The organism is Rubrivirga litoralis, from assembly GCF_031846415.1.
Classification (GTDB): domain Bacteria; phylum Bacteroidota; class Rhodothermia; order Rhodothermales; family Rubricoccaceae; genus Rubrivirga; species Rubrivirga litoralis.
On the sequence record NZ_JAVRHT010000001.1, the window covers coordinates 28,948 to 41,007 of the forward strand.

The window sequence follows — 12,060 nt, forward strand, 5'->3', positions numbered from 1 at the left end:
CCCGAGAGCGGCGGGCGGGGCGGCCCTCCTGAGCGCTCCGCCCGTTTCTCCTCCTCCCCGCCCTCCTCCCCCGCCCGCTATGCCCTCCGTCATCGAGATCGACGACGTCTGGAAAACCTACTCGATGGGGACCCAGGAGGTCCACGCGCTCCGCGGGTGCTCGCTGGACGTCGACGAGGGCGAGTACGTCGCCATCATGGGGCCGTCGGGGTCGGGGAAGTCGACGCTCATGAACGTGGTCGGCTGCCTCGACGTGCCGACGCGGGGGACGTACCGGCTGGGCGGCCGCGACGTCGGCCGGCTCTCCGACGACGAGCTCGCCGAGGTCCGCAACCGGCAGATCGGGTTCGTCTTCCAGACGTTCAACCTGCTCCCGCGGCAGGACTGCTTGCAGAACGTCGAGCTCCCGCTCGTCTACGCCGGCGTCGGTCGCCAGGAGCGGCGCGAGCGGGCGGCCGAGGCGCTCACGCAGGTCGGCCTGGGCGACCGGCTCGACCACAAGCCGAACGAGCTCTCCGGCGGCCAGCGCCAGCGCGTGGCGGTCGCGCGCGCGCTCGTGAACCGCCCCGCCATCCTCCTCGCCGACGAGCCGACGGGGAACCTGGACTCGGCGACGTCGGACGAGATCATGCGGCTGTTCGAGCTGCTGTACCGGCGCGGCAACACGCTCCTCGTGGTCACGCACGAGGACGACATCGCCGAGCACGCGCGGCGCGTGGTCCGCCTGCGCGACGGCGTCGTGGAGACGGACGTGGCCGTCGACCGCCCCGCCCTCGCCGAGCTGGGCGAGGCGGAGCTCTCGGCGGCCGAGCCGGTGTAGGGCGTTCGGGCGGGGCGGCGTCCGGGCGGCCGTTGAGGGCGGGGCGGCGGCTGAACCGTTTCTAACACAACGTGCAGGGAGGTACGGGGTACTCGGTACGAGGTACGCGAGCGCCGATGTCAGATCAGACCGTACCTCGTACCCGGTACCTCGTACCCACCCGAAGGGCGGGGCGGGCGGGGTGGAGGCAGCATGAACCCTGCGGGCGGGGCGGCCCGTAGCGCACCACCCCGCCCTTTGGGTCCGCCCGCTGCCCCCGCTGCCATGAGCGCCACCGCCGTTTTCCACACCGCGCTCGGAGCGCTCGCGCTCGTGACGGGCGCCGTCGTGCTGGCCCGGCCGAAGGGCGGGCCGTGGCACCGCGTCGTCGGCCGCGTCTACGTCGTCTCGATGGTCGTCCTGTGCCTCGCGTCGTTCGGGCTCCGCGACTCGACGCCGCTGTTCCGAGGGTTCGGCGGCTTCCACGTCGCCGCGATCGTCAGCCTCGTGACCGTCTCGGCCGGGGCGTGGTCGGCGTGGCGCGGCGGGCGGACCCAAAGGGCGGGGTGGCTCCCGTGGCACTACATGTGGATGGCGTGGTCGTACATCGGCCTCGTCATGGCGACGGGCGGCCACGTCGCGCGACCGATAGACCTCGCCTTCCGCGACGCAGGGCTGTCGGCGAACGTGGCCGTCTGGCTGTCGGTCGCCGTCGTGTGGGGGCTCCCGCCGCTCGTCGGGCGGTGGTGGATCGCGCGGCGGCTGGCGGCCTGGGACGCGCTCGGCGCGCGCCTCGCGCCAGGGTCGGTGCCGGCCTGACCGCCCCGCCCCCGCACGCCGAGGCGCGCCTACGGACGGGCTCGCCCCTCGACCGCCGGGACCTGCGCCGCCTCCAGCTTTTCCGTGCCGGCGTGGGCGGGGCGGGGTGGCCCGGGCGGCGCACCGGCTGCCCGGGCCAGCACGACGCGGCCTCAGAAGGGTTGCCACCTCCCCCACCCCACCGGCCGTAGCCGCTGGGCCGAGGACGAGGGCCGCCCCGCCCGAGGCCACGGCCCGGCTCGGGAATTCCCGGACGCCACCTGCAAACCAGCGCACCCGCCCCGCCCGTTCCCCGCCCCCGCCAGCGTGCGGAGGCAAGGCGGCCCGCAACCCGCCGCGCCCGCCGCGCGTCCACCGGCGGGCCGGCACGTGTCGCCGGCCGCCCCGTATGTTGCCCCGCCCCCGCGGCGCCCTCCGCCGCCCGAGACCCGATCGATGTCCAACGACTCCAGCACCGTCCCCGAGTCGGCCCTCGCCAAGCTAGGCCACACGCTCTACCAGCGGGCGCTCGTGCGGCGCGAGGACGAAACGATTACGGACCCCCGCGGCCAGCCCATCGGGTGGCTCCTGGACACGCGGACGCCCATGCTCGACGGCGAGGTGTTCGCCGAGGCCGGCACGGTGCTCGCTGACCGGCTCCGAGCGCGCGGGATCGAGCAGGTGGCCGGGTTCGGCTACGGGGCGTTCCCGCTCGTGACCGCCGTGCTCCCGCACGGGACGGGCGAGCAGCCGTTCGTCGGCGGCTTTATCCGCGAGCGGCGCAAGCCGTACGGGCGCCGCCGGCTCGTCGAGGGGCCGCTCGACCGGACCAAGCCGGTCGCCCTCATGGACGACATCCTCAACAGCGGGCGGAGCGCGGCCCGCGCCGTAGCGCTCCTCCGCAGCGACGGGTTCCAGGTGGCCGGCGTGATGACGCTGTTCAACTTTACCTGGAGCGGGGGGCGGGCGCGGCTCGAAGGCGACGGCCTGTGGGTCGAGTCGCTCCTCGAACTCAACCTCCGCGAGACGGCCCGGGCGGCGGTCCCGTCCGGCGACACCGCCTGAGCGCGCGATGGACGTCTGGCGCTCCCGGTCGTCGCGCTCCGCCGCCGAGACCGGCGACGGGGCCTCTGACCTCCCCGTCCCGGCTCACCGCGCCGGCGTCCGGCTCGACCAGACGCCGCCGCCGCCGCCGCCGGACGCGGTGACCGTCGCGGGCGGGGCGGGCGCGCTCCCGGACCCGATGGCGCCGCAGCCGGGCGAGATGCCGTTCCTCGACCACCTCGAGGAGCTCCGCTGGCGGATCTTCAAGGCGCTCGGCGGCATCGCCGTGTGCTCAGTCCTCTGCCTGTTCTTCGCCGGGTGGATCGTGGGCGACGTGCTGCTCGGCCCGACGAAGCCGTCGTTCTTCATGTACGACGTGCTCGGGCTGGACCCGGTCGAGGTGACGCTCCAGAACCGGACGATCACGGGCCAGTTTTTCGCCTACTTCGGGACCGTCCTCGCGACGGGCATCGTGCTGGGGTCGCCCATCGTGGTGTACCAGGTGTGGAAGTTTATCGAGCCCGGGCTGTACCCGCAGGAGCGGCAGGGGCTGAGGTTCGCGTCCGTGTTCGCGACCGGCTTCTTCGTGACCGGCATCGCGTTCGGGTACCTCGTGATCGCGCCGATCGCGCTCCAGTTTTTCGCCCAGTTCCAGGTGGCGGAGACGATCGTCAACGAGTTCGACATCTCGCGCTACTTCTCGATGCTCCTGACGTGGTCGTTCGGGGCCGGCGTCCTGTTCGAGCTCCCGGTCGTCGTCGTGGTCCTGACCAAGCTGGGCGTCGTCTCCTCGGAGCTCCTGCGGACCGGGCGGCGCTACGCGCTCGTCATCATCCTGGTCCTCTCGGCGTTCCTCACCCCGCCCGACCCGCTCAGCCAGGTCATCCTGGCGGTCCCGCTGCTCCTGCTCTACGAGCTCTCGATCCTGCTCGCCCGCGTGGTCGAGAAGCGCGACGCCGAGGCGCTCGCCGAGGGCGGGGCGGCGTAGGGGGCTCGGTGCGGTCGCCGCTGGGCACCGGCGGGTGCGCACTCCCACGGCCGCACGACCGCCCCGCCCGTCGCGTTCAGACCGCCCCGCCCGCCCCGCCCTTTGGGTCCGCCCGGATGACCGTTCGCCGCCTCACCCCGCTCCTCCTGCTCCTCGCGCTCGCGCCGCCGGCCGCGGCCCAGGCCGAGGGCGACCTGTTCGCGATCCGCAAGAGCTTCGGCCTGTTCGGGTCGATCTACGAGGCGCTCGCGTCCGAGTACGTCGACGCCGTCGACGCCGAGCGGCTGATGCGGACCGGGATCGGCGCCATGACGAACGCGCTCGACCCGTACACGGTCTACTACGACGAGGCGACGGCCGCGGCCAGCCGGCTCCAGCAGCAGGGCGAGGTGGGCGGGGTCGGCGTGGTGCTTGCCGAGCGGGGCGGCGGGCTCGTGGTCTCGTCCGTGCTCGACGGGTCGGACGCCGAGGCGCAGGGGCTCCGGCCCGGCGACGCCGTCGTCTCGGTTGCGGGGCAGCCGGGCGGGGCGGTCTCGGCCGAGCGCGCCAACGCGCTCCTCCGCGGCGACCCGGGCACGAGCGTGCCCATCGAGGTCGAGCGCGAGGGCGAGGCCGAGCCGCTCCGGTTCGTGCTCGTCCGCGCCGGCGAGGAGCGCTCGGACGTGACGTACTCGGGCTTCGTGGGCGACGTCGCAGAGGGCGTGGGCTACGTCCGCCTCGGGCGGTTTATGCAGGAGGCGGCGGGGCAGGTGACGGACGCCGTCGAGGCGCTCCAGGCGCAGGGCGAGCTCCGGGCGCTCGTCCTGGACCTGCGCGGCAACCCGGGCGGGCTGCTCGACCAGGCCGTCGCGCTGAGCGGCGTGTTCCTGCCTGAGGGCGCCGTCGTGACGGCTACGCAGGGCCGCTCGCGGGGCACGGACCGGACGTACACGACGGGCACCGCCCCGCTCCTGCCGGACCTGCCCGTGGCCGTGCTCGTGGACGGGGCGAGCGCGTCGGCGTCGGAGATCGTGGCCGGCGCGCTCCAGGACCACGACCGCGGCGTGGTCGTCGGCGAGACGACGTACGGGAAGGGGCTCGTCCAGGTCGTCCGCCCGATGCCGTACGGGACGGCGCTCAAGCTGACCGTCAGCCGCTACACGACGCCGGCGGGCCGCGAGATCCAGCGCTTGAGCTACGCGCAGGGCGAGCGGGCCGCGGCCGTCCCCGACTCGCTCCGGCGCGCGTTCCAGACGCGGGCGGGGCGGACCGTCCGCAGCGGCGGCGGCATCGAGCCGGACGTGCCGGTGTCGCTGGGCGCGGAGAGCGAGCTCGAGCGGGCGCTCGTGCGCTCGGCCGCGTTCCTCCGCTTTGCCAACCGCTACGCCGCGGACCACCCCGCCCTGCCCGACGACTTCCGCGTGGACGGCCCGGTCTACGACGCGTTCGAGGCGTTCGTCGAGTCCGAGGGCGTCGCCTATCGCACCGACGCTGAGCGCGCCGCCGACGCGCTCGCGGCCGACCTCGACGCGACGGGCTACAGCAGCGCCGAGCGCCCGCTCGCCGATCTCCGGCAGGCCATCGAGCGCGAAAAGGCCCGCGACTTCGAGCGCCACGCGCCGCGCCTCCAGGCGCAGCTCCGCCACGAGATCCTCTCGCGCTACCTCGGGCAGCGGGACCAAACGGTGGCCGAGCTGGGCCGGGACCCCGTCCTGGAGGCCGCCCGCCGCCTGCTTCTCGACCCGGCCGCCTACGCGCGAACGCTCGGCCGGTAGCCGCCCCGCCCGGGCGGGGCGGTCACGCGACCAGCGCCGGGATCTTCGTGACGGAGAACGACCCGAGGTCGGCCCGCTCGCTCGCGTGCTCGACGGTGATTCCGAGCACGTCCCCCGCCTCGTCGTAGTCCAGCACAACGTCGGGAGCCACTTCTGCAGCATCGGCGCCCGTCCCCGTGCGGAGCGCGATGTAGAGCGTGTCGGTATCGGGGTAATACTCGAACGTCACGGCGAGTCCGGTTTGAAGGAGCGGTCGGGGAAAGCGTTGTGGAGCGTCAGGCCGTCTGGCAACGTCACGACGCGGAGGTGCTTGCCTAGATCGTCAATGTATCGCCAGTGCCGGATGCGTCCGTCGGGCTGAACCTCAGTCGCTTCGGGATCGCGGACGGCGAGTTCACACCACTCGAGTCGGATGTAAGGGCGGCCCTCAAGGACTCGGCGGTCGAAGTACGCAGTCCGATCCATGTGGACAAGCTACTGCGGGAGCCCGATTCGCTCCGTCTACTGGGGCGGGGCGGCGGGTAGCTTGGGCCGCCCCGCCCCAGAACCACCCCGCCCCATGCTGTTCGTCCTCCTCCTCGTCGGCGCCGTGGGCGGGTTTGTCGCGGGGCTCGTCGGCGTCGGCGGCGGCGTCGTCTTCGGCCCCGCGTTGTTCTTCGCGTTCGGGGCCGCCGGCGTGGCGGACCCCGTGCTCACGCCGCTCACGCTGGGGACCAGCCTGCTCTGCACGTTCGCGGCCTCGGCGTCGGGGACCGTGGGGCAGTGGAAGCACGGGGCCATCGACCGGCGGACGGCGCTCGTGACGGGCGCGTTCGCGGCCGTCGCCGTCGTCCTCGTCGGGCGCTTCGTCTCGACGCAGCCGTGGTACGACAAGCAGACGTTCCAGGTGGTGCTCGGGCTCTCGCTCGTCGCCGTCGTCGCGCGCATGCTGACCGGCGGCGCCCGCGCCGACGCCTACACGGCCGCCGACGCGCGGACCGCCCCGCCCCGCCTGGCCGCCGTGGGCGGGGCGGCCGGGACCATCTCGGCGCTGGCTGGCATCGGGGGCGGGGTGGTGCTCGTGCCCGCGTTCGCCGGCCTCGTCCGCCTCCCGACGGCCGTCGCGTCGGGGACCTCGACGGCGGCCATCACGATCATCACGGCCGTCGGCGTGGCGACCTACGTGGTGCTGGGGTGGGACGCGCCCGTGCCGCCGGGCACGCTGGGCTACGTGGACTGGCGCGGGGCGGCGGCGCTCGCGCTCCCCGCCGTCGTGACGGCGCGTCTGGGCGTGTCGGCGGCCCACCGGATCGACGTCCGCTACGTCCGCTACAGCTTCGCCGCGTTCGCGGCCGTCGTCGCTGCCCGCCTGCTGTGGAAGGCGTTCTCCTAAACAGCGCGCCCCGCTCGGCGGGGCCGGCGGGGCGCGAACGTCGGGCGGGGCGGGGGCTACGCCAGGTCGCCTTGGTTCTCGACCGTGAACGTCACCTTGCAGTGGACGCGGTAGTTGCCGGCCTTGCCGTCGCCGGGCTCGTAGATGAAGTCGTTGACGTAGACGCTCTGGACGCCGCGGACGGTCTGCGAGACTTCCTTGTACGCCTGCTGGACGGCGTCGTCGAAGCTCTTGTCGGAGACGGCGGAGACTTCGATGATCTTGGCGAGGGCCATAGTGGGATGGGGAATGTGTGAGAAGGGAGCCGTTTCTACGCGGGCGGGGCGGGGTGGGGTCCTCCGCCGCGGCCTCCGCGCGCGCCTTTTCGCGTGGCAGCTCGCGCACGCGGCCGACGCGCAGGAGGCGCTTTACGCCGAGCGCAAGCGCGCCCTGTTCGCGGGACTCGCCACCCCGCCCGGTTGCGGCCCGCCCCGCACCGTCGTCGAGATCGGGGCCGGAGCCGGACCGAACGCCCGCTACCTCGCGCGGGGCACGCGCTGGGTCGTCGTCGAGCCGAACGCCTGGTTCCACCCGCACCTCCGCCGCGCGGCCGAGCGCCACGGGCTGGACCTCGACCTGAGGCCGGGCACGGCCGAGGCGCTGCCGGTCGAGGGCGGGGCGGCCGACGCGGTCGTGAGCACGCTCGTCCTGTGCTCGGTGGGCGACGTGGAGGCCGCGTTGTCCGAGGCCCGCCGCGTGCTCCGCCCCGGCGGGCGGTTCTACTTTGTCGAGCACGTCGCCGCCCCGCCCGGCTCGGGGCTGCGCGCGTGGCAGCGGGCGCTCCGCCGCCCGTGGGGCTGGGCCGCCGACGGCTGCCGCCCCGACCGCGAGACGGGCCGCCGGATCCGCGAGGCCGGCTTCGCGGACGTGCAGATGGAGGCGTTCACCGCCCCGCTCGGGCTGGCTGCCCCGCACGTCGCGGGCGTGGCGACGGTGGGAGGGATCGAGCGATAAGGGATGGAGGGATGGGCAGAGAGAGGATCTGCTCGTCCCTCTATGCCTCCCCATTCCTCGTCCCTCCGTAAGACCGGCCGTAAGACCGGGCGGGGCGGGGCGGGTCTATCCTGCCCGTCCACCCCGCCCCCGACATGGAGACCCTCACGCACACCCAGGTCCGCGACTACTACGGCACGACGCTCCAGTCGGCGGGCGACCTCAAGACGTCGGCGTGCTGCCCGAGCGAGTCCGTCCCCGAGCACCACCGGCCGATCCTGTCGCTCCTCCCCGACGAGGTGCTGGCGAAGTTCTACGGCTGCGGCTCGCCGATCCCGGCCGCCCTGGACGGGGCGACGGTCCTCGACCTGGGCTGCGGAACGGGCCGCGACGCTTTCGTCGCCGCCGCGCTCGCCGGGCCGGCCGGGCGCGTGATCGGCGTGGACATGACGCCGGAGCAGGTCGAGGTCGCCAAGCGCCACCGCGAGGCCGTCGCGGACGCCCTGGGCCACCCCGCTCCGACGACCGAATTTCGGCTGGGACTGATCGAGGACCTGGGCGCGCTGGGCGTCGAGGACGAGAGCGTCGACGTCGTGATCTCGAACTGCGTCCTCAACCTGGCCCCGGACAAGGAGCCCGTGTTCCGCGAGATCTGGCGCGTGCTGAAGCCCGGCGGCGAGCTCTACGCGTCCGACGTGTTCGCCGACCGCCGTCTGCCCGAGGCCATCCGCCGGGACCCCGTGCTCGTGGGCGAATGTCTCGGCGGCGCGCTCTACACCGAGGACTTCCGCCGCCTCATGGCCCGTCTCGGCTGGGCCGACGTGCGGACCGTCGCCGAGAGTCCGATTACGGTCGAGGACCCCGCCCTCCGCGACGCGCTGGGCGCCGCCCGCTTCGTCTCGCGGACGGCCCGTGCCTTCAAGCTCCCGGGCCTCGTCGAGGACGCGTGCGAGGACTACGGCCAGATGGCGACCTACCGGGGCGGGGTGGAGGGTCAGCGCCACGCCTTCGTCCTGGACGACCACCACACGTTCGAGGCCGGCCGCCCCGCCCTCGTGTGCGGCAACACGGCGGCCATGCTCCAGGAGACGCGGTTCGCGCCGTTCTTCGACGTGACCGGCGACCGCTCGACGCACTTCGGCTTGTTCGACTGCGCGCCGGCGCCAGTCGGGGGCGGGGCGGCGACGGAGTCCTGCTGCTGACGCTGCCCGCCCCCACGTAGAGCCGCGCGGGCGGGGTGGCCGCCCCGGCCCCGTCAGGCGTACGCCTCCATCGGCGGGCACGAGCACACGAGGTTCCGGTCGCCGAAGGCGTTGTCCACGCGGCCCGTCGTCGGCCAGAACTTGGCGTCGCGGCTCCACGGCGCCGGCCACGCCGCCTGCTCGCGCGAGTACGGATGCGTCCACTCGGTCGCCGTGGTCTCGACGACCGTGTGCGGGGCCATCTTGAGCACGTTGTCGTCGGCGTCGGCGGTGCCCAGCTCGATCTCCTGGATCTCGGTGCGGATCGCGATCATGGCGTCGCAGAAGCGGTCGAGCTCCGCCTTCGACTCGCTCTCGGTCGGCTCCACCATGAGCGTGCCCGTCACGGGCCACGACATGGTCGGCGCGTGGAAGCCGTAGTCGATGAGGCGCTTGGCGATGTCCTCGGCCGAGACGCCGGCCTTCTGGAACGGGCGCACGTCGAGGATGAACTCGTGGGCGCTCAGTCCGTTCGGCCCGCGGTAGAGGACGTCGTAGTGGCCCTCCAGCCGCTTCGCCATGTAGTTGGCGTTGAGGATGGCGACCTGCGAGGCCCGCCGGAGTCCGTCGGCGCCCATCATGGCGATGTAGGCCCACGAGATCAGGAGCACGAGCGCGCTCCCGTAGGGCGCCGACGCGACCGGCCCGATGCCCTCCTCCCCGCCCGTCGGGACGACCGGGTGGCGCGGCAGGAACGGCTCCAGCTTCTCGACGACCCCGATCGGCCCCATGCCCGGCCCGCCGCCGCCGTGCGGAATCGCGAACGTCTTGTGCAGGTTGAGGTGGCACACGTCCATCCCGAAGTCGCCCGGCCGGCACAGGCCGACCATCGCGTTGAGGTTGGCGCCGTCCATGTACACCAACCCGCCCGCGTCGTGGACGACGTCGGCCATCTCGCGGATCGTCGTCTCGAAGACGCCGTGCGTGCTCGGGTAGGTGATCATGAGCGCCGCGAGCCGGTCGGCGTGCTTTTCCGCCTTGGCGCGGAGGTCGTCCATGTCGACCTCGCCCGCGTCGTCCACCTTGACCGCGACCACGTCCATGCCGGCCATGACCGCGCTCGCGGGGTTCGTGCCGTGCGCGCTCGTCGGGATGAGGCAGACGGTCCGCTGGTCGTCCCCGCGCGAGCGGTGGTAGGCGCGGATCGTGAGGAGCCCGGTGTACTCGCCCTGCGCGCCCGAGTTGGGCATGAGCGAGACGGCGTCGAACCCGGTGATCTCGGCCAGCCACTCTTCCAGCGTGTCGACGACCTCCTCGTAGCCCTCGGTCTGGGCGTCCGGCGCGAACGGGTGGACGTTCGCGAAGCCGGGGAACGTGATCGGCATCATCTCGGCCGTCGCGTTCAGCTTCATCGTGCACGACCCGAGCGGGATCATCGAGTGCACGAGCGAGAGGTCCCGGTTCTCCAGCTTTTTCAGGTACCGGAGCATCTCGGTCTCGCTCCGGTAGGCATGGAACGTCGGGTGCTCCAGGAACGGCGTCTCGCGCGCCATCACCCCGCCGTACGCCGCCCCGCCCCCGCCGCTTTCGTCCGCGTCGGGCGGGGCGGGGAGGACGGACCCGCCGAAGGCGTCGACGAGGTCTTCGAGGTCGGCGTCGGTGACGGTCTCGTCGAGGGCGACGCCGACCGTGCCGTCGTCGTAGAGGCGGAGGTTGACGGCGTGCTCCTCCAGGGCGATCGCGACCACGTCCGCCCCGCTCAGGCCACTCGGGCGGACGCGGAGCGTGTCGAAGTAGTCCGAGTGGACGACCTCGTGGCCCGCCGCGCGGAGCGCCTCGGCCAGCCGCTGCGTCTGCCCGTGGACGAACTCGGCGATGGCTTTGAGGCCGTCCGGCCCGTGGTAGACGGCGTAGAACCCGGCCATGTTGGCGAGGAGCACCTGGGCCGTGCAGATGTTGGACGTCGCCTTTTCGCGGCGGATGTGCTGCTCACGCGTCTGGAGCGCCATGCGGAGCGCCGGCTCGCCGTGGCGGTCCTGGCTGACGCCGATGATGCGGCCCGGAATCTTGCGCGCGAACTGGTCCGTCGTGGCGAAGAAGGCGGCGTGCGGGCCGCCGTAGCCCATCGGCACGCCGAACCGCTGGCTGTTGCCCACGGCGGCGTCGGCGCCCCACGCGCCCGGCGCCTCGAGGAGCGTGAGCGCCAGGAGGTCCGCCGCCACGGCGAGGTAGGCGCCGGCGTCGTGCAGCCGGTCCGCGAACGCGGCGTAGTCGACCACCTCGCCGTCGGTCGTCGGGTACTGGACGAGCGCGCCGATCGTGTCGTCGGTCACCTCCGCCCCGCCCCAGTCGCCGACCACGACGTCGATGCCGACCGGCTCGGCCCGCATCTTGACGACCGCGACCGTCTGCGGGTGGCACCGCGCGTCGACGAGGAACGTCGAGCGCTTGCCGCGGTGGGCGCCGGCGAAGAGCGACATGGCCTCGGCCGCCGCCGTGCCCTCGTCCAAGAGCGACGCGTTCGCGATGGGCAGCCCCGTCAGGTCCGACACGACCGTCTGGAAGTTGAGGAGCGCCTCCAGGCGGCCCTGCGCGATCTCGGCCTGGTACGGCGTGTACTGCGTGTACCACCCCGGATTCTCCAGCACGTTGCGCTGGATGACGGGCGGGGTGAACGTACCGTGGTAGCCCATCCCGATGTACGACCGCGTCGCCTCGTTGGCCTCGGAGAGCGCGCGGAGGTCGGCCAGGAGCTCCTGCTCGCCGAGCGGGTCGGGCAGGTCGAGCGCCCGCCCGAGTTGGATCGCGTCGGGGACGGCCGCGCGGCTCAGCGCGTCGAGCGAGTCGTAGCCGAGCGCGTCGAGCATCTCGCGCTCCTCGGCCGGCGACGGCCCGATGTGGCGGTTGGCGAAGCGGTCGGGGTGGCTGACGCCGTCCCTGGCGGGGTGGCTGGCGCCATCCTGGGCGGGGCGGCCGGTGCGGGTGTCCGTGGCGGTCTCCATGCGGGCGGGTCGGGGGTGTGAGGCTGGAAGGCGGCGCCCCGGAAGCGGTTCCCCACCGCCCCGCCCTGGGCGGGGAGGATCGGGGAAACAGAGGCGAAGGGCGGGGCGGCCGCGCCTCGTCCAGACGCGGGAGCGGCGGCCGTTCGTGTG

General features: G+C 73.5%; 11 protein-coding genes. 8 read left to right on the plus strand and 3 right to left on the minus strand.

Features of this window, described 5'->3' with window-relative positions; all coding sequences use genetic code 11:
* Positions 1 to 79 precede the first annotated feature (79 nt).
* The 5 genes from RM540_RS00120 (at position 80) to RM540_RS00140 (ending at position 5,383) form a co-directional block, all read left to right on the plus strand.
* Positions 80 to 820, plus strand: a complete 741-nt coding sequence (locus tag RM540_RS00120; protein ID WP_311661065.1) for an ABC transporter ATP-binding protein — start codon at positions 80 to 82, stop codon at positions 818 to 820.
* 264 nt (positions 821 to 1,084) lie between these two features.
* The gene (locus RM540_RS00125) at positions 1,085 to 1,618 is read left to right on the plus strand and encodes a DUF2306 domain-containing protein (protein ID WP_311661067.1); all 534 of its coding nucleotides are present in this window, start codon (positions 1,085 to 1,087) and stop codon (positions 1,616 to 1,618) included.
* A gap of 435 nt (positions 1,619 to 2,053) precedes the next feature.
* Positions 2,054 to 2,662, plus strand: a complete 609-nt coding sequence (locus RM540_RS00130) for an orotate phosphoribosyltransferase (RefSeq protein WP_311661069.1) — start codon at positions 2,054 to 2,056, stop codon at positions 2,660 to 2,662.
* A gap of 7 nt (positions 2,663 to 2,669) precedes the next feature.
* Entirely contained in the window at positions 2,670 to 3,629 is a 960-nt protein-coding gene (tatC, locus tag RM540_RS00135) for a twin-arginine translocase subunit TatC (protein ID WP_311661070.1), read from the plus strand.
* Positions 3,630 to 3,745: 116 nt separating this feature from the next.
* Positions 3,746 to 5,383, plus strand: coding sequence for a S41 family peptidase (locus tag RM540_RS00140; protein WP_311661072.1), 1,638 nt, complete (start codon positions 3,746 to 3,748; stop codon positions 5,381 to 5,383).
* A 22-nt stretch (positions 5,384 to 5,405) separates the two neighbouring features.
* Here the strand turns inward: RM540_RS00140 and RM540_RS00145 are convergent, their stop codons facing one another.
* Positions 5,406 to 5,612, minus strand: coding sequence for a DUF2283 domain-containing protein (locus tag RM540_RS00145; RefSeq protein ID WP_311661073.1), 207 nt, complete (start codon positions 5,610 to 5,612; stop codon positions 5,406 to 5,408).
* A 330-nt stretch (positions 5,613 to 5,942) separates the two neighbouring features.
* Here RM540_RS00145 and RM540_RS00150 point away from each other — a divergent pair, with 330 nt between their 5' ends.
* Positions 5,943 to 6,755: a sulfite exporter TauE/SafE family protein gene (locus RM540_RS00150; RefSeq protein WP_311661074.1), complete on the plus strand. Its 813-nt coding sequence runs from the start codon at positions 5,943 to 5,945 to the stop codon at positions 6,753 to 6,755.
* Positions 6,756 to 6,811: 56 nt separating this feature from the next.
* Here RM540_RS00150 and RM540_RS00155 read toward each other — a convergent pair whose 3' ends face one another.
* On the minus strand, positions 6,812 to 7,030 hold the full coding sequence (locus tag RM540_RS00155; RefSeq protein ID WP_311661075.1) for a dodecin family protein: 219 nt from the start codon (positions 7,028 to 7,030) through the stop codon (positions 6,812 to 6,814).
* A 13-nt stretch (positions 7,031 to 7,043) separates the two neighbouring features.
* On the opposite strand from RM540_RS00155, the gene RM540_RS00160 reads away from it, so the two are divergent.
* Positions 7,044 to 7,748, plus strand: a complete 705-nt coding sequence (locus RM540_RS00160) for a class I SAM-dependent methyltransferase (protein WP_311661076.1) — start codon at positions 7,044 to 7,046, stop codon at positions 7,746 to 7,748.
* 134 nt (positions 7,749 to 7,882) lie between these two features.
* Positions 7,883 to 8,929, plus strand: a complete 1,047-nt coding sequence (locus RM540_RS00165; protein ID WP_311661077.1) for a methyltransferase domain-containing protein — start codon at positions 7,883 to 7,885, stop codon at positions 8,927 to 8,929.
* A 53-nt stretch (positions 8,930 to 8,982) separates the two neighbouring features.
* Here the strand turns inward: RM540_RS00165 and gcvP are convergent, their stop codons facing one another.
* Entirely contained in the window at positions 8,983 to 11,910 is a 2,928-nt protein-coding gene (gene gcvP, locus RM540_RS00170; RefSeq protein ID WP_311661078.1) for an aminomethyl-transferring glycine dehydrogenase, read from the minus strand.
* Positions 11,911 to 12,060 lie beyond the last annotated feature (150 nt).

Coding starts and splice junctions, on each gene's coding strand:
- gcvP (WP_311661078.1), bottom strand. CDS start 11,910: ATGGAGACCGCCACGGACACCCGCACCGGCCGCCCCGCCCAGGATGGC.
- RM540_RS00140 (WP_311661072.1), top strand. CDS start 3,746: ATGACCGTTCGCCGCCTCACCCCGCTCCTCCTGCTCCTCGCGCTCGCG.
- RM540_RS00130 (WP_311661069.1), top strand. CDS start 2,054: ATGTCCAACGACTCCAGCACCGTCCCCGAGTCGGCCCTCGCCAAGCTA.
- RM540_RS00160 (WP_311661076.1), top strand. CDS start 7,044: ATGTGTGAGAAGGGAGCCGTTTCTACGCGGGCGGGGCGGGGTGGGGTC.
- RM540_RS00120 (WP_311661065.1), top strand. CDS start 80: ATGCCCTCCGTCATCGAGATCGACGACGTCTGGAAAACCTACTCGATG.
- RM540_RS00165 (WP_311661077.1), top strand. CDS start 7,883: ATGGAGACCCTCACGCACACCCAGGTCCGCGACTACTACGGCACGACG.
- RM540_RS00125 (WP_311661067.1), top strand. CDS start 1,085: ATGAGCGCCACCGCCGTTTTCCACACCGCGCTCGGAGCGCTCGCGCTC.
- RM540_RS00155 (WP_311661075.1), bottom strand. CDS start 7,030: ATGGCCCTCGCCAAGATCATCGAAGTCTCCGCCGTCTCCGACAAGAGC.
- tatC (WP_311661070.1), top strand. CDS start 2,670: ATGGACGTCTGGCGCTCCCGGTCGTCGCGCTCCGCCGCCGAGACCGGC.
- RM540_RS00150 (WP_311661074.1), top strand. CDS start 5,943: ATGCTGTTCGTCCTCCTCCTCGTCGGCGCCGTGGGCGGGTTTGTCGCG.